At 60.7% G+C, this 24,883-nt stretch carries 22 protein-coding genes; 4 read left to right on the forward strand and 18 right to left on the reverse strand.

Going from position 1 to position 24,883, the window contains the following annotated elements:
* Position 1: 1 nt before the first annotated feature.
* Positions 2-1,792 carry a bifunctional diguanylate cyclase/phosphodiesterase gene (locus NN484_RS10175; RefSeq protein WP_274659039.1) on the reverse strand — a complete coding sequence of 597 codons (1,791 nt, stop codon included), beginning with the start codon at positions 1,790-1,792 and terminating at the stop codon, positions 2-4.
* A 134-nt stretch (positions 1,793-1,926) separates the two neighbouring features.
* The gene (locus NN484_RS10180; RefSeq protein ID WP_164747926.1) at positions 1,927-4,011 is read right to left on the reverse strand and encodes a carboxy terminal-processing peptidase; all 2,085 of its coding nucleotides are present in this window, start codon (positions 4,009-4,011) and stop codon (positions 1,927-1,929) included.
* A gap of 138 nt (positions 4,012-4,149) precedes the next feature.
* Between NN484_RS10180 and NN484_RS10185 the strand changes: the two genes are divergently transcribed.
* Complete coding sequence (locus NN484_RS10185; RefSeq protein ID WP_274659040.1) at positions 4,150-5,112, forward strand: zinc-binding dehydrogenase; 963 nt, start codon at positions 4,150-4,152, stop codon at positions 5,110-5,112.
* A 97-nt stretch (positions 5,113-5,209) separates the two neighbouring features.
* On the opposite strand, the gene NN484_RS10190 is transcribed toward NN484_RS10185, so the two are convergent.
* From NN484_RS10190 to NN484_RS10215, 6 genes are all read right to left on the reverse strand, one after another.
* A complete protein-coding gene (locus NN484_RS10190) occupies positions 5,210-5,863 on the reverse strand; it encodes an HAD family hydrolase (protein WP_274659041.1) in 654 nt (217 codons plus the stop codon).
* A gap of 111 nt (positions 5,864-5,974) precedes the next feature.
* Entirely contained in the window at positions 5,975-6,964 is a 990-nt protein-coding gene (locus NN484_RS10195) for an ABC transporter ATP-binding protein (RefSeq protein ID WP_127652602.1), read from the reverse strand.
* On the reverse strand, positions 6,961-7,761 hold the full coding sequence (locus tag NN484_RS10200; RefSeq protein ID WP_127652601.1) for an ABC transporter permease: 801 nt from the start codon (positions 7,759-7,761) through the stop codon (positions 6,961-6,963). The genes NN484_RS10195 and NN484_RS10200 overlap by 4 nt, the downstream gene beginning before the upstream one ends.
* Complete coding sequence (locus NN484_RS10205) at positions 7,748-8,584, reverse strand: ABC transporter permease (protein WP_164747927.1); 837 nt, start codon at positions 8,582-8,584, stop codon at positions 7,748-7,750. The genes NN484_RS10200 and NN484_RS10205 overlap by 14 nt, the downstream gene beginning before the upstream one ends.
* Positions 8,585-8,589: 5 nt before the next feature.
* On the reverse strand, positions 8,590-9,396 hold the full coding sequence (locus NN484_RS10210) for an alkaline phosphatase family protein (protein ID WP_274659042.1): 807 nt from the start codon (positions 9,394-9,396) through the stop codon (positions 8,590-8,592).
* A 133-nt stretch (positions 9,397-9,529) separates the two neighbouring features.
* Complete coding sequence (locus NN484_RS10215) at positions 9,530-10,597, reverse strand: ABC transporter substrate-binding protein (RefSeq protein WP_025113379.1); 1,068 nt, start codon at positions 10,595-10,597, stop codon at positions 9,530-9,532.
* Between the two features lie 352 nt (positions 10,598-10,949).
* On the opposite strand from NN484_RS10215, the gene phnR reads away from it, so the two are divergent.
* Positions 10,950-11,663, forward strand: a complete 714-nt coding sequence (gene phnR, locus NN484_RS10220) for a phosphonate utilization transcriptional regulator PhnR (protein ID WP_274659043.1) — start codon at positions 10,950-10,952, stop codon at positions 11,661-11,663.
* A gap of 514 nt (positions 11,664-12,177) precedes the next feature.
* Here the strand turns inward: phnR and NN484_RS10225 are convergent.
* From NN484_RS10225 to minC, 9 genes are all read right to left on the reverse strand, one after another.
* Positions 12,178-13,512: an amidohydrolase gene (locus NN484_RS10225; RefSeq protein WP_274659044.1), complete on the reverse strand. Its 1,335-nt coding sequence runs from the start codon at positions 13,510-13,512 to the stop codon at positions 12,178-12,180.
* Between the two features lie 66 nt (positions 13,513-13,578).
* The gene (locus NN484_RS10230; protein WP_215502916.1) at positions 13,579-15,732 is read right to left on the reverse strand and encodes a mechanosensitive ion channel family protein; all 2,154 of its coding nucleotides are present in this window, start codon (positions 15,730-15,732) and stop codon (positions 13,579-13,581) included.
* 77 nt (positions 15,733-15,809) lie between these two features.
* Positions 15,810-15,986 carry a hypothetical protein gene (locus tag NN484_RS10235; RefSeq protein WP_164747902.1) on the reverse strand — a complete coding sequence of 59 codons (177 nt, stop codon included), beginning with the start codon at positions 15,984-15,986 and terminating at the stop codon, positions 15,810-15,812.
* 200 nt (positions 15,987-16,186) lie between these two features.
* Positions 16,187-17,476 carry a M18 family aminopeptidase gene (locus tag NN484_RS10240; RefSeq protein WP_127651710.1) on the reverse strand — a complete coding sequence of 430 codons (1,290 nt, stop codon included), beginning with the start codon at positions 17,474-17,476 and terminating at the stop codon, positions 16,187-16,189.
* A 193-nt stretch (positions 17,477-17,669) separates the two neighbouring features.
* Positions 17,670-18,770, reverse strand: a complete 1,101-nt coding sequence (locus NN484_RS10245; RefSeq protein WP_274659045.1) for a hypothetical protein — start codon at positions 18,768-18,770, stop codon at positions 17,670-17,672.
* A gap of 49 nt (positions 18,771-18,819) precedes the next feature.
* Positions 18,820-19,455 (reverse strand): RluA family pseudouridine synthase, encoded by a 636-nt coding sequence (locus NN484_RS10250; RefSeq protein WP_007960625.1) that lies wholly within the window; start codon positions 19,453-19,455, stop codon positions 18,820-18,822.
* Positions 19,456-19,623: 168 nt separating this feature from the next.
* On the reverse strand, positions 19,624-19,878 hold the full coding sequence (gene minE, locus NN484_RS10255) for a cell division topological specificity factor MinE (RefSeq protein ID WP_003223146.1): 255 nt from the start codon (positions 19,876-19,878) through the stop codon (positions 19,624-19,626).
* A complete protein-coding gene (gene minD / locus NN484_RS10260) occupies positions 19,878-20,690 on the reverse strand; it encodes a septum site-determining protein MinD (protein WP_007913953.1) in 813 nt (270 codons plus the stop codon). Before minD ends, minE begins: the two co-directional genes overlap by 1 nt.
* A 199-nt stretch (positions 20,691-20,889) precedes the next feature.
* A complete protein-coding gene (gene minC / locus NN484_RS10265; protein ID WP_127651708.1) occupies positions 20,890-21,627 on the reverse strand; it encodes a septum site-determining protein MinC in 738 nt (245 codons plus the stop codon).
* A gap of 117 nt (positions 21,628-21,744) precedes the next feature.
* Between minC and NN484_RS10270 the strand changes: the two genes are divergently transcribed.
* Both NN484_RS10270 and NN484_RS10275 read left to right on the forward strand, forming a co-directional pair.
* Positions 21,745-22,680 carry a lipid A biosynthesis lauroyl acyltransferase gene (locus tag NN484_RS10270; protein WP_064586700.1) on the forward strand — a complete coding sequence of 312 codons (936 nt, stop codon included), beginning with the start codon at positions 21,745-21,747 and terminating at the stop codon, positions 22,678-22,680.
* Between the two features lie 35 nt (positions 22,681-22,715).
* A complete protein-coding gene (locus NN484_RS10275; protein WP_127651707.1) occupies positions 22,716-23,888 on the forward strand; it encodes a patatin-like phospholipase family protein in 1,173 nt (390 codons plus the stop codon).
* Between the two features lie 138 nt (positions 23,889-24,026).
* On the opposite strand, the gene NN484_RS10280 is transcribed toward NN484_RS10275, so the two are convergent.
* Entirely contained in the window at positions 24,027-24,812 is a 786-nt protein-coding gene (locus NN484_RS10280; protein WP_127651706.1) for an outer membrane protein OmpK, read from the reverse strand.
* Positions 24,813-24,883: the final 71 nt, after the last annotated feature.

Here is a 24,883-nt window from a genome sequence, read left to right on the forward strand (position 1 = left end):
CTCAGCGTTGACCGATTAGTTGCGGTGGATGAAGGTCGGCGGCAGTGAGGCTATCAATCACATGCACGCTATACCCCGGAACATTCTTCGCATGATGTTTCGCCTGCGAAGCCATCTCCGCGAGTTGGCTTGCATCCAGTTCGGCGCAGGACTGCGGGTGCAGATGTACCACGCCGATCGATAGCGACAGCAACGGAAACTCCTGCCGCACGCCCTGACGGTTCGGCGCAATGAAGCAGCCCGCCTCCAGGTGTTCCGGGCGATAGAAGCGCCGGCATTGGCTCTGGAAGTCGTCGAGCAGTTGGTTGAGGCGTTTGCGCCAGTCTTCCGGGCCGAGGACGAGGAGGAAGTCGTCGCCGCCGATGTGGCCGACGAAGTCGCGGGACGGGTCGACGCGTTCGTTGAGGCATTGCGCCAGGCACAGCAGGACTTCGTCGCCCCGGCCGTAGCCGTATATGTCGTTGAAGGGTTTGAAGCTGTCGATGTCGACGTAGCAGATGATTGATTCGCGGCCCTGTTGCAGCAGGCGGGTCAGGCATTGCTGGATCGGCACGTTGCCGGGCAGCAGGGTCAGCGGGTTGGCGTAGCGGGCCTGCTGGATTTTCAGTTCGGTGATCAGTTTGAGTACGTCGATCACCCGGCCCAGACCGAGATAACCACCGTTGAGGGTGATGATGAAGTCTTCTTCGATGCGTTGCCGCGCGCGGCTGGTGATCAGGCGGCTGACCTGTTGCAGCGACTGGCTCATCTCCACGGCGAGGAAATCGTCGTTCATCAGGCGGCTGATCGGTTTACGCGCAAACAGGTCGGTGGCGAACGGTTTGAGCAGCGCGTCGGACAGCGAATGGCGGTGGACGATGCCGCACGGCTGGCCTTGTTCGTCGAGCACGGCCAGCGAGTTCAGATTGGCCTGGCGGCGGAAGGCCTCCAGCACCGTGGCGGTCGGTGTATCGCGATGCACGGCCGGATGGTCGTTGAGCAGGGCGCTGAGGTCGCTGCCTTCGTCATTCAGCGCCACGGCGCTGCTGTCGTGTTTGGGCATCAAGGCCCGGGCATCGCGCGGCGGATGTTCTTGCGGACGACCGAGCAAGTAACCTTGCACCAGATCGACGCCCATTTCGGTCAGCACCGCCAGCTCCTCCGGTAACTCGATCCCCTCGGCAATCACCTGCGCCCGTGAGGCTTTGGCGATTTGCAGGATCGAGCCGACGAACTCGCGTTTCAGCGCATCCTGATGAATGCCGTCGATGAAATGGCGGTCGATCTTCACGTAATCCGGACGCAACTCGGACCACAGACGCAGGCTTGAATAACCGGCGCCCAAGTCATCCAGCGCAATCGAAAAACCCATCGCCCGGTAGTGATGCAGGGCGGTTTGCAGCAACTGGAAATCGTCGATTGGGGTCTGTTCGGTGAGTTCGATCACCACCTGGCTCGGCGGAATGCCGAAGTCCTGCAGCAATTGCAGGGTTCGTCCCGGCTGGTGCGCGGCTTCGAGCAGGGATTCCGGGGAGACGTTGAGGAACAGCTTGCCCGGCAGTTGCTGCTCGTTGAACCGGCGGCAGGCCGATTGGCGGCAGGCGATCTCCAGTTCGCTCAAGCGTCCGGCCTGACGGGCTACGGCGAACAGGGCGATAGGCGAGTGCAGAGGGCTGTTGGATGGGCCACGGGTGAGGGCTTCGTAGCCGAGGATGCGGCGCTCGGAGAGACAGATGATCGGCTGGAACAGACTGTGCAAACCGCTTTGAGTCAGGATCGAGCTCAAGGCACTCAGCTGTTCGGTCGTGGTCATGGCAATCTCTGGCGATAAAAAAAGGACTGGGAGCGCTCTCGATGAAGAGAGGCGCTCCCAGTCCTTTATTTCACGACAGAATGATGACTGTTTGATGACGCTCCGAGGAGCGTCAGCACTAAATTGCCATCATCTTACTTCTTGGCCACCTGATTGCTCAGCTTCAGGTAATCGAGCAGGACACGCCCGGTTTCGGCCAGGTAGGCGTCGTCCTCTGGTTTGACCTTGTCCGGCTCGGCGGCTGCGAGCGCGTCTTCATCTTCTTTCTTCAGCTCTTTGAGCGGCTCTTCGCCTTTGGCTTTGCGACGGATGTTTTCCATCGCCAGTTGCTTGGCGTCGATGTCAGTGTGCTGGGCACGGCGGTCTGCTTCGTTGAGGCTGACGGTTTTTTCTTCCATCAGCTTCTGCGCCAGGGCCAGCTTGTCGCGGATGAACACGAACTCGGCGTCCTTGGCGGTACGTGTGTCATGCTCGGACTTGAGCTGTGCCAGAAACGGCTTGAACGGATCGGATGCCGGTCTGATCGCGGCCTTGATGGTGTCCCACGGCATGGCTTCGGGCAGGGCGCTTTCGCCGATTTCCTTGGTGTCGATGATCGACGGATAATCGATGTCCGGCAGCACGCCCTGATGCTGGGTGCTCTGACCGGAAACCCGGTAGAACTTGGCCAGGGTCAGTTTCAGTTCGCCATGGTTCAGCGGCTGAATGGTCTGCACGGTGCCTTTACCGAAGGTCTGGCCACCGATGATCAGCGCACGATGGTAGTCCTGCATGGCGCCGGCGAAAATCTCCGAAGCCGAGGCGGACAGGCGGTTGACCAGCAGTGCCATCGGGCCTTTGTAGAACGCACCCGGGTTTTCATCTTCCAGTACATCGACGCGGCCATCGGCGTTACGCACGAGGACGGTCGGGCCCTTGTCGATGAACAGACTGGTCAGCTCGGTGGCTTCCTGCAGGGAGCCGCCGCCGTTGTTGCGCAGGTCGATGACCACGCCGTCGACTTTCTCTTTCTGCAGTTCGGTCAGCAGTTTCTTGACGTCACGGGTGGTGCTCTTGTAGTCCGGATCACCGGCACGGAACGCCTTGAAGTCGAGGTAGAAGGCTGGAATCTCGATGATGCCGAGCTTGTAATCCTTGCCGTCCTGTTTCAGGTTCAGCACGGATTTTTTCACCGCCTGGTCTTCAAGCTTCACTGCTTCGCGAGTGATCGACACGATCTTGCTGGTCTGATCGTTCGGCGCATTGCTGGCCGGAATCACTTCCAGGCGCACCACGGTGCCTTTCGGGCCGCGGATCAGCTTGACCACTTCGTCCAGGCGCCAGCCCACCACGTCGACCATCTCTTTGTTGCCTTGGGCAACGCCGATGATCTTGTCGGCCGGAGCAACCTGCTTGGTCTTGTCGGCCGGGCCTGCCGGCACCAGACGCACGACTTTCACTTGATCGTTGTCGCTCTGCAACACGGCGCCGATGCCCTCGAGGGACAGGCTCATGTTGATGTCGAAGTTCTCCGCGTTATCCGGCGACAGATAGTTGGTATGCGGGTCGTAGGACATGGCGAAGGTGTTGATGTACGCCTGGAAGATGTCTTCCGCGCGGGTCTGATCCAGGCGCGCCAACTGGTTCTTGTAGCGCTTGGTCAGGGTTTCCTGGATCTGCTTGGAATCCTTGCCCGCAATCTTCTGCCGCAGCACTTCGTCCTTGACGCGTTTGCGCCACAGGTCGTCGAGTTCAGCAGTGGACTTGAGCCAAGGGGCGTCCTTGCGATCGATCAGCAAGGTTTCCTTTGTGGTGAAGTCCATCTTGTCGACGCCCTTGTTCAGCTCCGCAATGGCGAAGTCCAGACGCGCCTTGACGCGGTCCAGATAGCGCTTGTAGATGGTGAACCCGGCGTTGAGGTCGCCGCTTTTGAGGAAGTCGTCGAACTGGGTCTTCCACTTGTCGAATTCGGCGATGTCGCTGGCCATGAAATAGCTGCGCGACGGATCCAGCAGCTTGATATAGCTGTCGTAGATGATCACCGAGCGCGCATCGTCGAGCGGTGGCTTGCTGTAGTGGTGACGCTTGAGCAACTCGACGACGTTGAGACTGGCGATCACTTCGTCGCGATCAGGCTGCAACTTGTCCCAGCTGTTGGCTGCGAATGTATTGCCCGACATCGGCAACAAACCGATACCGATGAAAAGAGCGAGGGCGGTGCTGGGGAGCAAATGCTTCATGCTGATTCGACGCGGGGACAATTGATAACGCATATTAGGCCGTCTTTGAAGTCGCCGGTTCTACGAGAGCCGGTCGCATAATGCAAAAAGCCCGGCGCTACAGCTTCGGGCTCAGTCCAGACTCACTATGGAGGCACTGTGAAGGCATTGCAAGGCGTTGAAGGTCAAGTGGCATGGGTTGAAGAGCCGAGTCCTGTGTGTGATGTAGGACAAGTGCGCATTCGCGTGGCGGCAGCTGGCCTCAATCGTGCCGATTTATTACAGAAAGCCGGGCTTTATCCACCGCCACCCGGCGCCAGTCAGGTGCTCGGTCTTGAGTGCTCCGGGGTGATCAGCGAAGTCGGCGCCGGGTCCTCGTGGCAGGTCGGCGATCGGGTCTGCGCCTTGCTGGCGGGGGGCGGGATGGCCGAAGAGGTGGTCGTCGACGGACGGCACGTGCTGCCGGTGCCCGAGGGTGTCTCGTTGATCGAGGCTGCGGCATTACCCGAGGTTTATGCAACGGTCTGGCTGAATGTGTTTCAGCTGGCAGCGCTGAAACCGGGTGAGAAAGTTCTCCTGCATGCCGGTGCAAGTGGAATTGGTTCAGCGGCGATTCAGCTGTGCAAGGCGTTCGGCAACCCGTGCTGGGTCAGCGTCGGCTCGGCCGAGCGTCTGGCCTACTGCGAAGCGCTGGGCGCCCAGGGCGGAGTAGTGCGCAGCGATGATCTGGAGAGCCTTCGCGACTTTGGCCCGTTTGACGTGATCCTCGATCCGGTCGGCGGCAATTACGCCGCGCTGAACCTCAAGCTGATGGCGCTCGACGGTCGCTGGGTGCTGATCGGTCTGATGGGCGGGCGTGAGGCGAAACTGGACCTGGCGCAGTTACTGGCCAAGCGTGTGCAGTTGCTCGGTTCGACATTGCGCAGTCGTGACGATCAGTTCAAGGCTGACCTGTTGAGTGATCTGGGTCAGCAGGTCTGGCCGCTGTTTGCCGAAGGGCGGCTGCGTCCGCAACTGGCGAAAACCTTCCCGGTGAAGGATGCCGAAGCAGCGTTTGCCGAGCTGGCGAGCAATACTGTTTCCGGGAAACTGGTATTGGTGATTGACGACAGCCTGAGCTGATTGAAGGGACAAGATCAAAAGATCGCAGCCTGCGGCAGCTCCTACATTGGGAGGGTGTACACCCTGTAGGAGCTGCCGCAGGCTGCGATCTTTGTTTTTATTTCCAGAGATGGATCGGCCAGTCGGACTTTTCGGCGTGGTCCAGCAACACCGGGTCCGGATTCACCACATGCGGGAAGTCCACCTTCAGCAGCAACGGCAGATCATTGCGTGAGTCGGAGTAGAAGCTCGCGCCCTCAAGGTTTTCTTCCTCGGCATCCAGCCATTCCAGCAAACGGGTGATCTTGCCTTCGCGGTAGGTCAGCGTGCCGACGGTCTGACCGCTGTAAACGCCGTGCGCGACGTCCAGCTCGATCCCCAGAATCTCGTCGATGCCCAAACGGTCGGCGATCGGCTTGACCAGGTGCGTGCCCGAGGCTGATATCACCAGGATCCGGTCGCCGGCCTTGCGGTGGGCCGCGATGGTTTTGGTCGCATCGCTGAAGATGATCGGTTCGATGAAGTCTTCAACCCACGGGCCGACCAGATGCTCGACTTCTGCCGGGGTGCGGCCGATCAGTGGTTCGAGGCTGAACGCCATGTACTCTTCCATGCGCAATTTGCCATGGCTGTAGGCGTCCATCAGCTCGTTGTTCTTGCGCATGAACGATTCAGGATCGACCCAGCCCAGGCGCCCCATCTGCTCGCTCCAGAGGGTGGCGCAGTCGCCGTGGATCAGGGTTTCGTCCAGATCAAAAATTGCCAAAGCCATCGGTTCTCTCCGAGAACAGCTGCGAGCTACTAGCTTCGAGCTGCAAGAATTGGAATCAGGTTCGCCGCAGTCTACAGCTTGAGGCTTGTAGCTCGAAGCTTGCAGCTGCTTTCAAGCGACTTCACACAGGGCCGTCGGATCGATGGAAAGTGCCAGACGCTGGCCGTCGGGATGCAGATCCGCCGCCGAGCGGTTGAGCACGTCCACCACCAATTCCACGCCGCGTGCCTCGACCCGGTAGCGGATCACGTTGCCGAGCAGGCTGTGGCTGCGGATCTGCGCATCGAGTTCGCCATTGAGGCTCAATTCGATGGCTTCCGGACGAATCGCGATGCGGTGGTTGATCGGTCGTTGCAACAGCTTCGAGGCACTGTCGGCGTCGAGCAGGTTGTAGTTGCCGATGAAGCCGGCGGCGAACAGATCGATCGGCGCGGTGTAGAGGGTTTCGGCGTCGCCGCTCTGGACGATTTTCCCTTGGTTCATCAGGAAAATCCGGTCGGACATGGTCAGCGCTTCTTCCTGATCGTGGGTGACGAAAATCGTGGTCAGGCCGAGTTCGCGCTGGATCTGCCGGATCTGTTCGCGCAGGTGTTTGCGAATCCGCGCGTCCAGCGCCGACAGCGGTTCATCCAGCAGCAACAGGCGTGGGCGGGTGACCAGCGAGCGGGCGAGGGCCACGCGTTGGCACTGACCGCCGGAGAGCTGGTGCGGATAGCGGCTGGCGAAGTCATTGAGCTCGACCAGTTTCAGCACTTCGGCGACACGCTTGTGGCTGTCGTCGGCATTGACCTTTTGCATGCGCAGGCCGAAGGCGACGTTCTGTTCGACGGTCATGTTGGGGAACAGCGCGTAGCTCTGGAACACCATGCCGATCCCGCGTTTTTGCGGACTGAGCGGCACGATGTCGACGCCATCGAGCAGGATCTTGCCGCCATCCACCGGCGTCAGGCCGGCAATGCAGCGCAGCAGCGTGGACTTTCCGCAACCCGACGGGCCGAGCAGGGTGACGAATTCGCCCTTGTTGATTTCGCAGTTGATGTCGCTGAACACCGTGGTGCCCGCGTAGTTTTTCTTCAGGGTTTGGACGCTGACATAGCTCATTCGCTTTTGTCCTTGTTCAAGATGTTGGCGACCCAGGTCAGGACCAGCACGAAAAAGAAGTAGGAAATCACCAGCGCACTGGTGAAGTGACCGCTGCTGTTGCGCATGTTGTTCAGATACACCTGCAGGGTTTCGTAACGCGTGCCGACGAGGATGTTGGCAAACACGAACTCACCGAACAGGAACGAGAACGACAGCAGCAACGCGACCATCAGGCCTTTGCGCAGGTTTGGCAGCACCACCAGGAACGCGGCCTGAAAGGTGCTGGCGCCGAGCAGTTGGGCGGCGTCCATCAGGTCGCGCAGGTTGATGGCCTGCAGGTTGTTGGTGATCGCCCGGTACATGAATGGCAATGCCACGGTGAAATAGCAACCGATCAGGATCCACGGCGTGCCGACCATCGCCAGCGGCCCGGAACCGTAGAGCTGCAACAGCCCCACCGACGACACCACCGGCGGCACTGCGAAGGGCAGCAGGATCAGGATGTTCATCAGCGCATCGAGTTTCGGGAAGTGGTAATGCACCACGAACAGCAGCGGCAGAATCAGCACCACCGACAGTACCAGCGCGCCGACACACACCAGCAACGATTGGCCGAAGGCGTGCAGAAAGCGCGGATCGCTCCACAACTGGATATACCACTTGAAGGTGAAGCCGCTGGGCAGGATGGTCGCCGACCAGCTGCTGGCGATCGAGTAGACCAGCGTGCCCACCAACGGCAGCAGCAGGATCGCGAACAACAGATAAACCACGACGCGGTGGTAGACGCCGGCCGGGCCGGATTCAGCGCGAGACATGGTAGCTCCTCTTCAACAGCAGTTGATGCACGACGGTGACGATGGTCATCAACGCCACCAGCACCACGGCCAGGGCGCTGGCGAGATTCGGATCCAGCGAAATGTCGCCGGAGACCATCGCCGCGATGCGGATCGGCAGTACGTTGAAGTTACCGGTGGTCAAGGCATAGACCGTGGCGTAGGCGCCGAGCGCGTTGGCCAGCAGGATCACGAAGGTGCCGAGCAGCGCCGGGGTCAGCACCGGCAGACCGATGTGGCGCCAGAACTGCCAGCCGTTGGCGCCGAGCAGCGCGGCGGATTCACGCCAGTCTTCACGCAAGGCGTCGAAGGCCGGGTAGAGCAGCAGCACGCCGAGGGGAATCTGGAAGTAGGTGTAGAGGATGATCAGGCCGGTTTTCGAATACAGGTTGAAGTCCTGAATGATCCCGGCCTGCTTGAGCATGATGGTGATGCTGCCGTTGAAGCCGAGCAGGATGATGAACGCGAAGGCCAGGGGCACGCCGGCGAAGTTGCTGGTCATGTTGGCGAAGGCATTCACGAAGTTGCGCAGTTTCGAGTCGACCCGGCGCAGGGAGTACGCACCGAGCACGGCGATGATGATGCCGAACACACTCGACCAGAAACTGATCTCGAGGCTGTACTGGATCGCCTGCAGGTAGAACTTCGAGTTGAAGATCTTGCTGAAGTTGGCGAAGCCCCAGCCGAACTCTTCCGACTGCAGGCTGTTGATCATCACCCAGACCAGCGGGGCGATTTCGAACACGATAAAGAACAGGGCGAAGGGCACCAGGCACAGGGCCGCCAGCCATTTGCCGCGAGTCATGGCATTCACTTGAGCAGCTCCCGGCACACAGGTTTGTCGTGAGGCACGCCGAGCAGCTCGCAGACGGTGCCGCAGATGTCAGTCTGTTTCGGTGCGGCGTCAGCGTTGAGGCTGAAGGCGTCACCGAGGACGAACAGCGGCACCTGACGTTCTTCCGGCAACAGGCCGTTGTGCGAGCGGTCATTGTTCATGCCGTGGTCGGCCGTCACCATGACTTGATAGCCAGCGTCGAGCCAGCCTTGCAGGTAGTCGGCGAGGATGATGTCCGCCGAGCGCGCGCTGTTGCGGTACTGCGAGGAGTCGAGGCCGTGCTTGTGGCCGGCGTCGTCGATGTTCATCGGGTGGATCAGCAGGAAGTTCGGCGCATGGCGCAGGCGCAGGTTTTCCGCATCGGCGAACAGGTGCGAATCCGGGTAGTGGTCATTCCAGTAGAAGTGGCCGTGCTGGATCGGCAACGACAGGTTCTCGGTATGACGGTCGCGAGCGGCGACGAACGGCGAGCGGTTGTACAACTCGCTGACCCAGTGATAGGCCGCTGCGGCGGTTTTCAGGCCGGCGTCGCGGGCGTAGTGATAGATGCTGCGCTGATTGGACAGGCGCGCAACGTTGTTGTGAACGATGCCGCTGTCGATCGGCGGCACGCCGGTGAGGATGCATTCGTAAAGCGGTCGGGACAGGGCCGGCAACTCGCACTCCAACGGATAGAGTGCGGCGCGTCCTGCGCCAACGTAAGCCTGCAGATGCCCCATGGCGTGCCGCGCGACTTCAAAATTGAGGCCGTCGAGCACGACAAGGATGACGTTGTGCTTCATAGGGGCGTTGACTCCGAAAACAAAACTTGGACCGATCAATGTAGGAGCTGCCGCAGGCTGCGATCTTTTGTCTCTGCCTTTTAAAAGCAAGATCAAAAGATCGCAGCCTGCGGCAGCTCCTACAGATGAAGGATTACTTCATCTCGACGATGACTTCTTCGTTCCACTTCTGCGGCAGGGCCTTGGAGGTTTTTTCCCACGCGTCGGCGTCCTTGATCGGCGTGACCTTCTTGTACTGCTCGTTCGGCAGCAGCTTGGCCTTCACGTCTTCCGGCAGTTGCAGGTGTTCGGCGCGGATCGGGCGGGCGTTGCCGCGAGCGAGGTTGGTCTGGCCGGCATCGCTGAAGATGTATTCGCGGGTCAGCTTGGCGGCGTTAGGGTTTTTCGCGTACTTGTTGATGATCGTGGTGTAGCCGGAAATCACCGAACCGTCGGACGGGATCAACACCACGTAGTCATCCGGGTTGGCCATCTTGGCCTTGTAGCTCAGACCGTTGAAGTCCCAGACCACGCCGACTTCGATCTCGCCTTTTTCCATGGTGGCGATGGTCGGATTGGCCATCGACAGGCGACCCTGCTTGGCGATGTCTGCAAACAGCAGCAGGGCCGGCTGGATGTTCTTCTCGTCGCCACCGTTGGCCAGGGCCGCGGCCAGTACACCGTTGGCGGCTTGCGCGGCGGTGCTCACGTCACCGATGGAGACCTTGTATTTGCCGCCCTTGAGATCAGCCCATTTGGTCGGCACTTCGGAGCCGTGCAGCAGCTTCTTGTTGACGATGAAGGCGATGGTGCCGGTGTAGGCCAGTGCCCAGTTGCCGTCCTTGTCCTTGGCCCAGGCCGGAACCTGATCCCAGGTGCTTGGCTTGTACGGTTGCACCACACCCTGCTTGACCGCGATCGGGCCGAAGGCGGCACCGACGTCGCCGATGTCGGCAGTGGCGTTGTCTTTTTCAGCGGCGAACTTGGCGATTTCCTGGGCCGAGCTCATGTCGGTGTCGATGTGTTTCAGGCCGTAGGTTTTGGCCAGGTCTTCCCAGGTGCCTTTCCAGTTGGCCCAGTCATCGGGCATGCCGACGCTGTTGACGGCGCCTTCCGCTTTCGCAGCGGCTTCGAGGGTTTTCAGGTCGGTGTCGGCCGCCATGGCGGCGGTGCACATTGCAATGGTCGAGCCTAACAGTGTTGCCAGGAAAAGCTGTTTCATTCCGAAGCTCCTTGGTCGTGTTCAACGCTGCGATTGCGGTTTGTGTTGGTCTAGGTCAGCAATACCTGAGCCAATTTAAGGGGGCTGGATGACACTTTGATGTCGGCGGTCGCCCGACAGGGCTTTTATTCGCCCGGTTCTGGCGCTTGCCCGGTAAGCGTAGACCAAGGTCAAAGCCCCGGCCGGCAAGGGACTTGGCCGATGTATTGCAAGTCATGAGGGCGACCGTCGGGCGGGTTTGTCATCTCTCGGTCATCTGCACTGCCTAGGCTTGCAATACATGGAAACGGCTTGCAGGCCGTGCGGTTTTTGCCCTGAAACAGTGCTGGTCTAGTCCAGATAGGTAACGTTGATGCGCGATGAGGCAACAAAAGCGGTGACAGCCATCGGCCAGGTGCTGCAGGAGCAGCTCGATCACGGCCTGTTGGCGCCGGGCAGCAAGCTGCCGGCCGAGCGCAAGCTCAGTGAGTTGTTCGGTACCACGCGCATCACGGTGCGTGAGGCGCTGTTGCAGTTGGAGGCGCAGGGGCAGATCTATCGCGAGGAGCGGCGTGGCTGGTTCGTCTCGCCGCCGCGTCTGGCGTACAACCTGATGCAGCGCAGTCACTTTCACGCGATGGTCAGTGCGCAGGGGCGGGTACCGTCGACCGAGATGATTTCGGCGCGCCTGCAGCCGGCTTCGGCGGCGGTGTGTGCGTGGTTGCAGTTACCGGCGTTGTCGAGCGTGATTCAGATTTGCCGGTCGCGGCGGATTGACGGGCGGCTGGTGCTGTATGTGGAGCACTATCTGAATCCGCAGTTTTTTCCGGGGATTCTGGAGTTTGATTTGAATCAGTCGATTACCGAGTTGTATGCGCGGCATTACGATTTGCATTATGGGCGGGTGCGGTTCGAGATTGTGCCGACGTCATTGTCGGCGGATGCGGCGGCGGCGTTGCGGGTGTCGGTGGGGAGCCCGGGGTTGCGGATTGCTCGGGTCAATTATGATCAGCATGGGCGGTTGATTGATTGTGATCTGGAGTTTTGGCGGCATGATGCGATTCACGTGGGTGTAGATGTGGTTTGACCTTGGCGGCCTTTGGGCCGACCAGGTTCTTGGGGTTGGGGTGAATATCCGTTGCTTCGGGGGGTGCGGCTGGCGGTTTCGCCCTTACGGCGAGTCACTTTTTCCAGACGCCGGAATGCCGGCCCAGCGAAAAAATAACCAAAAAGGCTCGCCCCAGCGTTCGGCCCGCTCGCTAAGGCTCGGGGTTCCTTCGTTCCGGAATTCATCCGTGGGGCATCGCCTACGGTTTGCTTCGCTGCACCTCCTCTCGATGTGTTTGGCTTCGCCAAACGGTCGCTGCGCTCCCACCCCCGGATAAACCCCTCCACTCAGCCTGCCGAAGGGGCCGGCAGATCAAGAGCTGCAGCCGAGCTAACGCTCATCCTGTTGAGTGGGGCGGCTTTGCCGCGTGCGGTGCACACAGTTCAAAATTGTGGGAGCCAGCCTACGAGCCGACCAATCACCAACTGAATGCACTCAATCCCACTGTAGGAGTGAGCCTGCTCGCGAAGCCGCCCCCACAATCACCTCATCTCTATCGGGCTGCCTCAGCATTCCCATACAAATAATCCGTCGCCAACGACGCCATCGTCCTCACTCCAACTACCAGCGCCGACTCATCCACAAAGAACCCCGGATTATGATTCGGCGCGGCCTTGCTCATGTCCTGATCCCTTGGCGTCACCCCGAGAAACACGAACAGCCCCGGCACTTCCTTGGCAAAGAACGAGAAGTCTTCCGCGCCGCCCACCAGCGGTGCATTCACCACATCATCCTTGGCGGCCCACTTCAACGTCGGCAGCATTTTTTCCGTCAATGCCGGGTTGTTAATCGTGGGGTCGTATTTTTCGATGATGGTCACGTCGGCTTTCGCGCCGCCGCTTTCGGCGATTTTTTCGATGGTCTGGCGCACGTCTGCGTGCAGTTTCTGGCGGATGCCGTAGTCGTAGGAGCGGATGGTGCCGCTCATGTCCACGGACTCGGGAATGATGTTGTAGCGGGTCCCGCCGTTGATGGTGCCGATGCTGACGACTGACGGATAGGACGAGATGTCGGTGCGACGGCTGACCACGGTTTGCAGGCCGACGATGGTTTGTGCGCCGACGGTGATCGGGTCGATGCCGTCCCAGGGGCGGCCGGCGTGGGTCTGTTTGCCGAGGATTTTGATGCGCAGGTCGTCGGAGCTGGCCAGGGTGGCGCCGGGGCGGTAGGCGATCTGGCCGGCGGGGACGCCGGCCCAGACGTGCAGACCGAAGACGGCGTCGGGTTTGGGGGCTTTCATCACGCCTTCCTCGACCATCATTTTCGCGCCCCAAGTGTTTTTGCCGTCGGGGATGAAGTCGCTCGGGCCTTCTTCGGCGGGCTGGAAGTAGAACACCACGGTGCCGGGCAGGGTGGCGCGCATGTTCGTAAGAATTTTCGCCGTGCTCAGCAGGATCGCGGTGTGAGCGTCGTGGCCGCAGGCGTGCATCACGTCGACTTCTTTGTCCAGGTAGGTGCCTTTGGCTTTCGAGGCGAACGGCAGGTCGGCGACTTCCTTGACCGGCAATGCGTCCATGTCGGCACGCAGGGCCACGGTCGGGCCGGGCAAGGCGCCTTTGAGGATGGCGACCACGCCGGTGCGGGCGACATTGGTTTTGACTTCCAGGCCCATGGCCTTGAGTTGTTTGACGACTAGTTCCGAGGTGCGTTTTTCGGTGTTGCCGAGTTCCGGATGCGCGTGGATGTCGCGTCGGGTTTCCAGCAGTTCGGGTTCAAGTGCCTTGGCCTGCGCGGCGATTTGTTCGCGGGTGCTGTCCAGGGTGGCAGCACCGGCGTGGCCGGCGAACAGGCTGAGCAGAAGGGCTTGGGCAATGCGTGTCAGCTGCATCGGGTTTCTCCATGGTTATTGTTTTTCTGGCTTCCCTGCCTGTGACCCGCACATCGCGCCCAAGTGCTATTCCTTGGGCTGGCCACCGCCGGCGGTGATCACTTGCACGCTCATGCGCGGCGTTGCCAGGTCCAGGCCGGCCTCGTCGAGGTGGCGTTTGAGCGACAGGTTGAACGCTCGGGAAACTTCCCATTGCTTGATCGGCGCGGTCTTGAAACGGGCCCGCAGGATCGCGCTGCCGGACTCGAAGCTTTCTACGCCTTGAATCTCCAGCGGCGACCAGATGTCGCGCCGCTGCAGGGGATCGGTGCGCATTTTCTGGCCGACTTCGCGCATCAGTTTGATCGCGTCGTCGATTTCCATGTTGTACGGCACGGCCACCCGGAAAATCGCGTAGCCGAATTCCCGGGAGTAGTTCTTGATGCTTTTGATTTCGCTGAACGGGATGGTATGGACGATGCCGTCGATGTCGCGCAGGCGCACGGTACGGATGGTCAGGCCTTCGACGGTGCCGAGGTGGCCGCCGACATCCACGTAGTCGTCGATCGCCAGTGAGTCTTCGATGATGATGAACAGGCCGGTGATCAAGTCCGCCACCAGCGACTGCGCACCGAAACCGATGGCCAGACCGATGACACCGGCACCGGCCAGCAGTGGCGTGACGTTCATGCCCATGTTCGCCAGGGCGACGATCAGCGCGATGATGAAAATCGCCACGAACAGCACGTTGCGGATCAGCGGCATCATCGTTTGCGCACGGGCATTGGCCAAGCCTTTGCGCGAGCGGGTGAGGGCGTGATGCACGGCCGTGTCGGCGAGGATCCAGATCAGCCAGGAGAAAATCAGCGTGCCAATCAGGCTGAACAGTTTGACGCTGACGTCATGCCCTTCACCCTCGGCGAAACCGATCAGCGACTTGCCCCATACGCGCAGGCCGAGTTCGATGAAGGTCAGCCACACCAGCAGGTGGGCGAGGGTGTAGAAGAAGCTTTTCAGGCGTTCCGAATACAGCGCATGGCGTTTCGGCCCGCGCTGCGGTTTGAGCGAGTGACGGCGCACGAGGCCGTTGATCACCATGCACAGCACCAGCAGCACTGTGCAGATCAGCGACTGGCGCAGCGCGGTGCTGGTGTCGCCGGCGGAAACGAAGGTGGCGAACAGCGAGATCCCGACCAGTACCAGCGCCGGCACGTACCAGAAGGTGCCGAGGATATCGATGGTGTCGCTGAGGGCGCGGCGGGTCAGGCGGCGGGACAAGGGCTGGTTGCGGATCAGGTGCGCGATCGGCCGGCGGAAGCGCAGGATGAACAGGCCGGTGAACAGCGCTGCGAGGACATTGGTGATCGTCGCGGTGCTATGCGCCAGGTGCACGCCGAGGGCTTCCACCAGACGCGGGTCGTTGAGCGCTTCACCGAACGCGGCGAAGCTGCCGATCAGCCACAGCGGGCGGAAGGCCTGATGGCGCAGGATGTACAGCGCCCGATGCCGATGCGGGCCGTCGAGCAGCGAGAACGCGATCACGCAGATCGCCGAGAAACAGGTGCCGACCACCAGGGCATAAGCCAGCACCATCGCCAGGCTCTTGCCCAATGACGACGGCAGCGCGTAGCTCATGTAGACGGTGATCACCAGCGCGATCAACCACGGCCCGAGTTTGCGCAAGGCAAAGCGCAGCATGTCGAGGGCCTTGGGGTGCTGGGGCAGTTCTTCAGTCAGGCCGAAGCGCATGCGCACCCGGTGACCGAGCCAGATCAACGCGGCGGCGAGCAGGCTCCAGACCATCAGGATCACGGCGAAGGCGAAGATGATCGGCAACCATTCGCTGGCTGGCAGCATCAATGCCTTCAGCTCATCCTTGGCCTGATCGAACTCGTCTGACCAGCGGGTGAGCGGGCTGTCGGCACCGGAAAACTGTTTCTCGAAATTGGCCAGCGTGCCGCCAATCAGACCCAGCACACCTTCTTCCGGAGAGACCTGGGCCTTTTTCGTGGCGTCGCGCAGCTTTTTCAGGTCGGTCAGCAATTGCGCGCGTTGCTTGTCGTTTTCCAGCGACTTGATGACTTCATCCAGCGACTGGCCCAGCGGTTCCTGCGCCTCGGGCTGCGCCTTGGTGTTGCTGAGCAGCCCCGGCAAGCCGACCGCATGGGCAGGGGACAGTGGCAGCAATGTCATCAGGCAGACAAGGAACAGGCAGGGCAGAGCAAACAGACGAGCGAACACTAGGCGGTCAACCTCGCAAAGGGGCGAATTGAGCGAGTGTACGAGGCAGCCAGAATCAATGCGAGCCGGGCGCTGATTTATTCGTTGAGTTTGGCGAGGATCTTGTAGACCACGGTCGCCAGGATCATCAGCATGCCGATCCACATGGCGAACACTCCGGCGTTCTTGTCGCGGAAGTTGAAGCCGATGGCCAGCAGGATCATCCCGGTGAGGATGGGCACGAGCATGGCGTGGAATGAAGACATCGAGATCATGGTGACTGCCTTGTCGAAGGGAATGATCTGAGTCTAGGCCGGTTTTCGCTGACGGGTATTGATCTGTGTAGGCGTTGCCGCAGGCTGCGATCTTTTGATCTTGTGTTTTTGCAGTTCAAAAGCAAGATCAAAAGATCGCAGCCTGCGGCAGCTCCTACAGTGATTTGCGATTCACCCCGAAAGAGATGATCGTTTAGAACTTACGGTAGTTCGCGGGAGGCGTAGAACGCGCTCAGCACTTTGACCAGGTGCGCCAGGTCGTGGCTGCCACACAGTTCGCGGATCGAGTGCATGGCGAAGGTCGGCAGGCCGATGTCGACGGTGCGCACGCCCAGATGGCTGGCGGTGATCGGGCCGATGGTCGAGCCGCAACCCATATCACTGCGGACTACGAAGCTCTGCACCGGTACTTCTTCGGCCATGCACAGGTGGCGGAAGAACCCGGCGGTTTCGCTGTTGGTGGCGTAGCGCTGGTTGCTGTTGACCTTGATCACCGGGCCGGCGTTGAGTTTCGGGCCGTGGTTGGCGTCGTGCTTCTCGGCATAGTTGGGGTGTACGCCGTGGGCGTTGTCGGCCGAGACCAGCAGCGATTTCTGGATGGTACGGACGAATTCATCACCTTCGGGCAGCAGGCGGCGCAGGGTCTGTTCGAGCATCGGGCCGTCGGCACCGCAGGCCGAGCAGGAACCGACTTCTTCGTGGTCGTTGCACACCAGCACGCAGGTTTCGTCGGTCTCGGCGGTGAGCAAGGCTTGCAGGCCGGCGTAGCACGACAGCAGGTTGTCCAGGCGCGCACCGGCAATGAAGTCGCCATTAAGGCCAATCACCGCAGCGCTTTGGGTGTCGTAGAAGCTCAGTTCGTAATCCAGCACCACGTCGGCGTTCAGACCGTGTTCGCGGGCCAGTTGATCGGTGAGCACGGCGCGGAAGTCGACGCGCTCGTCACCGGCGAATTGCGCGAGGATCGGCGGCAGCTCGGTCTGCGCGTTGATCGCCCAGCCCTGGTTGGCTTCCCGGTTGAGGTGAATCGCCAGGTTGGGAATGATCGCGATCGGTGCCTTGAAGTCGATCAACTGGCTTTCGACCTTGCCGTCGCGGCGGAAGGTGACGCGGCCCGCCAGCGACAGGTCGCGGTCGAACCACGGTGCGAGCAGTGCGCCGCCGTAGACTTCTACGCCCAGTTGCCAGAAGCCCTGGCGTTGCAGTTCCGGTTGCGGCTTGACCCGCAGGCACGGGCTGTCGGTGTGGGCGCCGACCAGACGGATACCGTCGTGCAGCGGCGAATTGCGGCCCATTTTGATCGCGACAATCGAGGAGTCGTTGCGGGTGACGTAGTAGCGGCCGTTGGCCTCGGTGTTCCACGGCTCGCGCTCGTCGAGGCGCACGTAACCGGCGGCCTCCAGACGCTGAACGAGGCTGGCGGTGGCGTGGAACGGGGTAGGGGAGGCCTTGAGGAAGTCGATCAGGCCTTGGTTCAACTCTTCGCGCATAAGAAGCTCCAGACAGCAATGGGCGGGAGTTTAACGCATCGGCTTGGGGCTTGGGGCATGACAATGCGCAGTTCATTGTCTGCACGAAAACTGTAGGCGTGAGCCTGCTCGCGATTACGTCGTATCAGTAGCAGATTTGTTGACTGACATGACGTAATCGCGAGCAGGCTCACTCCTACAGGGGATGTGTGGCCTAGCGGGCGGCGGTCACGCGTTTTTTCAGGTAGCTCATGATGACTTTTTCATCTTCGGGTTTGTCCGGGCGCGGCAACTGTTGTGGCCAGGTCTTCTGGCTCAGCAGTTTTTTCTGCCGGCTCTCGTCCCAGCGGAGTATTTCCCGTGAGGCACATTCCCACCATTCGTGTCGGCAGGCGCTGTAGTACGGATCCTCCGGCGCAGCGCTGCCGTACAGCAGGTCGCGACCGACCTTGCGCAGCGCGCCGTTCTGGTGGCGCAGCTTCCATTTGATTTTCAGTCGGTGCCAGGCGGAGGGGAACGGTTTGACCCGCGGTACGTCGGTGCACAGGTCCACCAGGCGTTGACTGAACTGCTCGCCATGCTGGGAGAAGAAGTACGTCTGCATTGCGTGGAAAAAGCGTTTTTCCGCGAAGTAGTGGTAGACGTGTTTGCGCGCCTCCACCACCTGACGCTCGCGCATGGCGTACGACAGGGCGATCTGTTCGATGGTGTGGATTTCGAAGCCGCCGAGTGTCCACTCATCGATCAGGCGGATCGACTCTTCGAACAGCGCCGAATCACGCTCGGTCACGCCACACAGGCCGCTGTTGTAGAGCTTGAAGCCGTTATCCGGGGTCACGCCGTGGCTGCGCAGGTCGTGGCCCAGTTTTTGATACTCGGCGCGCAGGTGCACGTCTTTCCAGTCGTACTCGAAGCGATCCATCACCGAGCGGTTCGGCTCAATGAATTTGAACAGTTGGCTCGGGTGGCGGGTGAACAGGGTGTCGGTGTCGACGAACAGGGTCTTTTCCGCCCACTGCATGCCGGCGGCAATGGCGCAGGCCTTGCGCCGGTGGTGATAGCCGTGAGTGCCTTGCCAGCGGGTCTGGGTTGCTTCGTCCAGCAACACCGTGTCGACCGGCCAGCCGGCATAGTCGTCGGGGCGGTCGGTGAGAATGCGGATGGCCGGACGCTCGCCGTTTTTGGCGTGGGACAACGCCGTCAGGATGCTGAACTTGGCTTCGCGCCGGTACACATCCTGATTGCCGTAAATCAGGTAAAGCAGTTGGTGACGAACTTTTTTGAGGGGGGGTACCAGGGAATCAATACAACTCATCCGAAAACAAAATCCTTGTCTGAAAACAGCGCTGCCTCTCAGATAGCGCTTAAAACGGTGCCGGGCATTCGAAGCGCAGGCGCTCGCCGGTTTGCGGGTGGGTAAAGCTCAGCATGCTCGCGTGCAGGCACAGGCGCGGCCAGGCTGCCAGAGCTTGTTCGTGGGCGTAGAGCCCGTCGCCCAGCAGCGGGTGGCCGATGGACAACATGTGTACGCGCAACTGGTGCGAGCGACCGGTGATCGGCGTCAGTTCGACACGGCACCAGTCGCCGCAACGCTCCAGTACGCGCCAGAAGGTCAGGGCATGCTTGCCGAATTCGTGGTCGACCACGTGCCGCGGTTTGGTCGGCGGATCGTAGCGCAGGGGCAGGTCGATGCTGCCGCTGTCCAGTTCCGGCTGACCCCAGGCCAGGGCGGTGTAGGCCTTTTCGGTTTCGCGGTCGTGAAACTGCCGCGACAGTTCGCGGTGGGTGTCGGCGTCACGGGCCAGCAGAATGATGCCGGAGGTTTCCCAGTCCAGGCGATGGACGATGCGCGCTTCCGGGTAGCCGTTTTCCTGCAGGCGGGTGATCAGGCAGTCCTTGTTGTCGTCGGCGCGACCGGGCACCGAGAGCAACAACGTCGGTTTGTCGACCACCAGTACGGCGGCGTCCTGATGGATGATGCGGATGTTGGACAACGGCATTAAAACAGCCTCGTAACAAATGCCAACGGCGGCTCAGACTGCCGATAACTCTGCAGGAGCCGCCGAAGGCTGCGATCTTTTGACGTTGGAGATCAAAAGATCGCAGCCTTCGGCAGCGCCTGCACGAGCATCAACAGCCCGAGCCGCCGTCGTTCCTGCCGGATCGACTCAGCGATCTGGCAGGGTGATGTTGAGTTCCAGAATCGAGCAACTGCCCTGGCTTTCCAGTGCAACATGTACGTCGTCGTTGCCGATGTTGACGTACTTGCGGATCACGTCGACCAGTTCCTTCTGCAAGGCTGGCAAGTAATCCGGCGTGCTGCGCTGGCCGCGCTCATGCGCCACGATGATCTGTAGACGCTCTTTCGCTACCGAGGCGGTACTTGGCTTTTTGTTGGCACGAAAGAAGTCAAAAAGGTTCATTACCTACCTCCAAACAGGCGCTCGAAGAATCCCTTCTTCTCGACATCGAGGAAACGGTGGGCTTTTTCTTTGCCCAGCAAACGGTCGACGGTATCGCTGTATGCCTGACCGGCGTCGCTCTGGTCGTCGAGAATCACCGGTACGCCCTGGTTGGATGCCTTGAGCACCGCCTGGGATTCCGGGATCACGCCGAGCAGGGTTACCGAGAGAATTTCCTTGACGTCTTCCACGCCAAGCATCTCGCCCTTTTCAACACGCTCCGGGTGGTAGCGGGTGATGAGCAGGTGTTCCTTGATTGGGTCTTCGCCACGTTCGGCGCGACGCGACTTGCTCGCCAGCAGGCCGAGCATGCGGTCCGAATCTCGTACGGAAGACACTTCCGGGTTGGTCACGACGATCGCTTCGTCAGCGAAGTACATGGCCAGGTGTGCGCCTTTCTCGATGCCCGCCGGAGAGTCGCAGACGACGAACTCAAATTGTTCCTTGAGCTCCATCAGAACTTTTTCCACGCCTTCGACAGTCAGCGCGTCTTTGTCGCGGGTCTGGCTGGCGGCCAGCACGTAGAGGTTTTCCAGGCGCTTGTCTTTGATCAGGGCCTGCTGCAGGTTGGCTTCGCCGTTGACCACGTTGACGAAGTCATACACCACGCGACGCTCGCAACCCATGATCAGGTCGAGGTTACGCAGGCCCACGTCGAAGTCGACGATCACTGTTTTGTGGCCGCGCAGAGCGAGGCCGGTACCGATAGCGGCGCTGGTGGTGGTCTTACCCACACCACCCTTGCCGGATGTAACCACGAGAATCTTGGCCAAGGTGTTTCACCCCTAAGGAAGAAGGACTTTTTAGCCCCTGAAAAACATCTCTTGAAAACTACTGCAGTCGGACAGCCTTGGCTGGAATTCGGCGCAAGTCGCACTTGCCGGGGGCAAACACTCCTTGATCCTTTTTCCTACTTCGTTTGAGCCGTTTTCGCTACGTTTTAGAGATGCTTGGAAAATGCGGCAGTATCCGTTAAAGCCGAATGATGTTCAACACGTCGGCCGACAGGCTGACCTGTACGCCGGAGCCCCACAGCGGATCGCGACGCAAATCCTCGGAAACCTTGTAATGCCCGGCGATGGAGATTAGTTCAGCGCTCAATTGCTGACAGAAAATCCGGGCCTTGGTGTCGCCTTTGACGCCAGCCAGCGCGCGACCGCGCATCGGGCCGTATACATGGATGTTGCCATCGGCAAGAAGTTCCGCCCCCGGACTGACCGAAGAAACCACGACCAAATCGCCACCCTGGGCGTATATCTGTTGGCCACCACGTACTGGCGAAGTGATTACGCGGGTCGGTTTGATGGTCGGCTCTGGTGGTTTTTCCGGCTTCTTTTTGACTTCCGGTTCCGGGGTTTCCAGCGGCCGCTCACGGGCGCCGGAGGGCGGCAGCACCGGGATGTCGATGGCGATGGCGGCGGCGATGTCTTCAATACGGCTGGCGCGGATCGCCAGGGTGCGCAGGCCATGCTGGCGGCACACGCGCATCAGCCCGGGCAGGTCGACCGCGCCTTCACCCGGCGGCAGTTTGTCCAGCGCCAGGACCAACGGTGCATTGCTGAAGAAATTCGGCGCCTGGGCGACTTTGGCGGCCAGTTGCCGATCAAGGCTGTCGAGGTCGTTGCGGGACAACTCCAGTACCGTAATGGCCAGCATGCTGCCCTTCAACTGGAACACGGGATCTTGGTCTGGCGATTCGTTTTGGCTCATATCGGCATACAACGGCTTGTCACTAAAAGTGCCGAGACTTATAACGAGAACGCCCGCGAGCCGCAAGCCGGGTCGAACGATGTAGAATGCGCGGCCACTGTATTTACGGAAGCTTTAATGGATCGCCCGCGTTTTCGAAAAGCCTATCTTTCTCCCCGCTTCTGGCCGCTCTGGTGCGGTCTGGGGCTGTTGTGGCTGGTCGTGCAGTTGCCGTATCCGGTTTTACTGACGATCGGTCGTGTCCTGGGCGCGTTGATGTATCGCGTGGCCGGCGACCGGCGGCGCATTGCCAAGCGCAATCTTGAGCTGTGCTTCCCGGAAAAATCCGCCGCCGAACGCAAACGCCTGCTCAAGGAAAACTTCGCCTCCACCGGTATCGCCTTCTTTGAAATGGCGATGAGCTGGTGGTGGTCCCGTGAGCGCCTGGCGAAACTGGCCCACGTCGAAGGGCTGGAGCATTTGCAAAAAGCTCAGCGCGAAGGCAAGGGCGTGATCCTCATGGCCGCGCACTTCACCACGCTGGAAATCGGCGCAGCGCTGCTCGGCCAGCAACACACCATCGACGGCATGTACCGCGAGCACAAGAATGCGTTGTTCGACTTTGTTCAGCGTCGTGGTCGCGAGCGGCACAACCTCGACTCGCTGGCGGTGGAGCGTGACGACGTGCGCGGCATGCTCAAGTTGCTGCGTTCGGGCCGGGCGATCTGGTACGCACCGGATCAGGATTATGGCGCCAAGCAAAGCATCTTCGTGCCGCTGTTCGGCATTCAGGCGGCGACGGTGACCGCGACCACCAAGTTTGCCCGGTTGGGTAAAGCGCTGGTGGTGCCGTTCACTCAGGAGCGTCTGGCGGACGGCAGCGGTTACCGGTTGGTGATCCATCCGCCGCTGGAAGACTTCCCCGGTGAAACCGAAGAGGCCGACTGCATCCGCATCAACCAGTGGGTGGAAAGTGCGTTGCGCGCCTGCCCTGAGCAATACTTGTGGGCGCATCGCCGCTTCAAGAGCCGGCCACCGGGCGAGCCCAAGTTGTACGCCAAGCGGCGCCGTTGATCGACCTATCCCTTTAAGCACCATGGAGCGTTGCGATGAGCCCAGCTGAACCGGTCACAGGTTTGATTCTTTCCGGCGGCGGGGCTCGGGCGGCGTATCAGGTGGGGGTGCTGGCGGCGATTGCCGAATTGCTGCCGCTGGGCGCGGACAATCCGTTTCCGGTGATCGTCGGCACCTCGGCCGGAGCGATCAATGCGGTCAGCCTGGCCAGCGGCGCCACCGACTTTCGCGCCGCCATCGAACGTCTCACCTTGTTCTGGCAGGGCTTTCGCAGTCACCGGGTGTTGCGCAGCGACTGGCCCGGGGTGATCCGTCAGGCCAGCCGTTTTGTCAGTCACAGCCTGCTCGGCATCGGCCGCCAACTGCCGGTGGCTCTGCTCAACAGCTCGCCGCTGCGCGACCTACTCAATGAAAAACTGCACATGCCCGGCATCGCCGAATCCATCGCGCGCAAGCAATTGCATGCGGTGGCGGTGACCGCGTTCGGCTATGAGTCGGGGCAGGCGGTGACGTTCTATCAGGGCGGCGGCAAGATCGATGCGTGGTTGCGCCACCGGCGGATCGGCGTGCCGGCGCAGTTGTCGGTGGACCATCTGCTGGCCAGTTCGGCGATCCCGTTGCTGTTTGCGCCAGTGAAAATCGGCGAGGAATATTTCGGTGACGGCGCGGTGCGCCAATCAGCGCCGATCAGCCCGGCACTGCATCTGGGCGCGAGCCGGGTGCTGGTGGTGGGCGTGAGTGGCAACCCGCGCGGTTTCGATCCGCAGCAGCCGCTGGAGCGCGCCTACACCGGGCAACAGCCGACGCTGGCGCAGATCGGCGGGCACCTGCTCAACAGCACGTTCATTGACAGCCTGGAGAGCGACATCGAGTTGCTGCAGCGTCTGAACCAGTTCAGTCACCTGATGCCCGAGGGCATTCCGACTCGCGAGCTGGGGGTGGCGCCGGTGGAGGTGTTGGTGATTGCGCCGAGTCAGCCGATCGATGAAATCGCGGCGCGGCATCGCCAGGAGTTGCCGGCGGCGTTGCGCCTGTTTTTGCGCGGACCGGGGGCGACCAAGACCAGTGGGGCAGGGGTGTTGAGTTATCTGCTGTTCGAGGCGGGGTATTGCAGCGAGCTGATCGACCTGGGACGGCGCGATGCGTTGGCCAAGCGTGAGGAACTGTGCCGGTTTCTGGGGATTACCGAGGCGGTGGTTCCGGCCTGAAATCTGTGGTGTTGCCATCGCGAGCAGGCTCACTCCTACAAGGATTTATGTCGGGCGCGCAAATGGCGTCAACAATGAACCCCTGTAGGAGTGAGCCTGCTCGCGATGGCGTCCTTGCAGACGCCACCTACATCAGCATCAGAAGTGGAACTTCACCAGGAAGCTGGTCACGTTCTGATTGGTGGTGAACGCACGGGTGTCGTCGATCCCGTACTTGTCTTTCCAGTAGTCGTATTCAACACCGACGTACAGCTGCTTCTCGCCGAAATTCAGCGCCTTGCCCAGGTCGTATTTGACCTGTGGGTTGAAGTGCAGGTTGGCGTGGTATTCGCCTTTGCTGTTGACGTCGTTGTCGACCACCCAGTCCATGAAGCCGTCGATCAGGATGTTCGAGTCGCCGACCGGAATGGTGTAGGACCACACAGGGGTAATCTGCCAGACGTTGTCGCCAGCGCGCGAGCCTTCGGTGTGGCGCTGGTAGAAGTTCAGCTGGAAGTAGTCGAAACCGGGAATCGCCAGGTCGAAACCAGGGCCGATCAGGTACGACTCGACGTCGCCCTCACCGAATTCGTAGGTCATCGCCAGCAGCACGTCCTTGACCGGGCCGAATTCGATCTTCTGGTCGAGGATCTTGCCGAGCGACAGGCGCGGGCTGAATTCGCCGTAGTAAGTGTTGTTGCCGACGCCGCCATCAGGCTTGCCGTTGTAGAAGATCTTGTCGACGAACAGGAAGTTATCCCCGTACTTCCAGGCATCGGCGTGCTCGAAGGTGACGGTCTGCTGGATCGCCGGGTTGACCTTGAAGTCTTTGCCGTAAAGGTAGGTCAGGCTGTTGTTCTGCCATTGCAGCAGGCCGTCGGCCATGGCCTGGCCGCCGGCCAGCATCGATCCCGCGAGCATCAGGCTGGTGCACATACGTTTCATTCGGTTGCTCCCAAAGTAGGTGTTCCACGTTTATTTTTTTAAGATCGGCGCTCTGGTGTGGCGCCTTTTTT

The sequence above is a fragment of the Pseudomonas serboccidentalis genome (assembly GCF_028830055.1).
GTDB classification, from domain to species: domain Bacteria; phylum Pseudomonadota; class Gammaproteobacteria; order Pseudomonadales; family Pseudomonadaceae; genus Aquipseudomonas; species Aquipseudomonas serboccidentalis.

What these genes read in the sequence shown, in the direction of transcription:
- NN484_RS10175 (WP_274659039.1), bottom strand. Translation starts at nt 1,792, where the DNA reads ATGACCACGACCGAACAGCTGAGTGCCTTGAGCTCGATCCTGACTCAA.
- NN484_RS10180 (WP_164747926.1), bottom strand. Translation starts at nt 4,011, where the DNA reads ATGAAGCATTTGCTCCCCAGCACCGCCCTCGCTCTTTTCATCGGTATC.
- NN484_RS10190 (WP_274659041.1), bottom strand. Translation starts at nt 5,863, where the DNA reads ATGGCTTTGGCAATTTTTGATCTGGACGAAACCCTGATCCACGGCGAC.
- NN484_RS10195 (WP_127652602.1), bottom strand. Translation starts at nt 6,964, where the DNA reads ATGAGCTATGTCAGCGTCCAAACCCTGAAGAAAAACTACGCGGGCACC.
- NN484_RS10200 (WP_127652601.1), bottom strand. Translation starts at nt 7,761, where the DNA reads ATGTCTCGCGCTGAATCCGGCCCGGCCGGCGTCTACCACCGCGTCGTG.
- NN484_RS10205 (WP_164747927.1), bottom strand. Translation starts at nt 8,584, where the DNA reads ATGACTCGCGGCAAATGGCTGGCGGCCCTGTGCCTGGTGCCCTTCGCC.
- NN484_RS10210 (WP_274659042.1), bottom strand. Translation starts at nt 9,396, where the DNA reads ATGAAGCACAACGTCATCCTTGTCGTGCTCGACGGCCTCAATTTTGAA.
- NN484_RS10215 (WP_025113379.1), bottom strand. Translation starts at nt 10,597, where the DNA reads ATGAAACAGCTTTTCCTGGCAACACTGTTAGGCTCGACCATTGCAATG.
- phnR (WP_274659043.1), top strand. Translation starts at nt 10,950, where the DNA reads ATGCGCGATGAGGCAACAAAAGCGGTGACAGCCATCGGCCAGGTGCTG.
- NN484_RS10225 (WP_274659044.1), bottom strand. Translation starts at nt 13,512, where the DNA reads ATGCAGCTGACACGCATTGCCCAAGCCCTTCTGCTCAGCCTGTTCGCC.
- NN484_RS10235 (WP_164747902.1), bottom strand. Translation starts at nt 15,986, where the DNA reads ATGATCTCGATGTCTTCATTCCACGCCATGCTCGTGCCCATCCTCACC.
- NN484_RS10240 (WP_127651710.1), bottom strand. Translation starts at nt 17,476, where the DNA reads ATGCGCGAAGAGTTGAACCAAGGCCTGATCGACTTCCTCAAGGCCTCC.
- NN484_RS10245 (WP_274659045.1), bottom strand. Translation starts at nt 18,770, where the DNA reads ATGAGTTGTATTGATTCCCTGGTACCCCCCCTCAAAAAAGTTCGTCAC.
- NN484_RS10250 (WP_007960625.1), bottom strand. Translation starts at nt 19,455, where the DNA reads ATGCCGTTGTCCAACATCCGCATCATCCATCAGGACGCCGCCGTACTG.
- minE (WP_003223146.1), bottom strand. Translation starts at nt 19,878, where the DNA reads ATGAACCTTTTTGACTTCTTTCGTGCCAACAAAAAGCCAAGTACCGCC.
- minC (WP_127651708.1), bottom strand. Translation starts at nt 21,627, where the DNA reads ATGAGCCAAAACGAATCGCCAGACCAAGATCCCGTGTTCCAGTTGAAG.
- NN484_RS10270 (WP_064586700.1), top strand. Translation starts at nt 21,745, where the DNA reads ATGGATCGCCCGCGTTTTCGAAAAGCCTATCTTTCTCCCCGCTTCTGG.
- NN484_RS10275 (WP_127651707.1), top strand. Translation starts at nt 22,716, where the DNA reads ATGAGCCCAGCTGAACCGGTCACAGGTTTGATTCTTTCCGGCGGCGGG.
- NN484_RS10280 (WP_127651706.1), bottom strand. Translation starts at nt 24,812, where the DNA reads ATGAAACGTATGTGCACCAGCCTGATGCTCGCGGGATCGATGCTGGCC.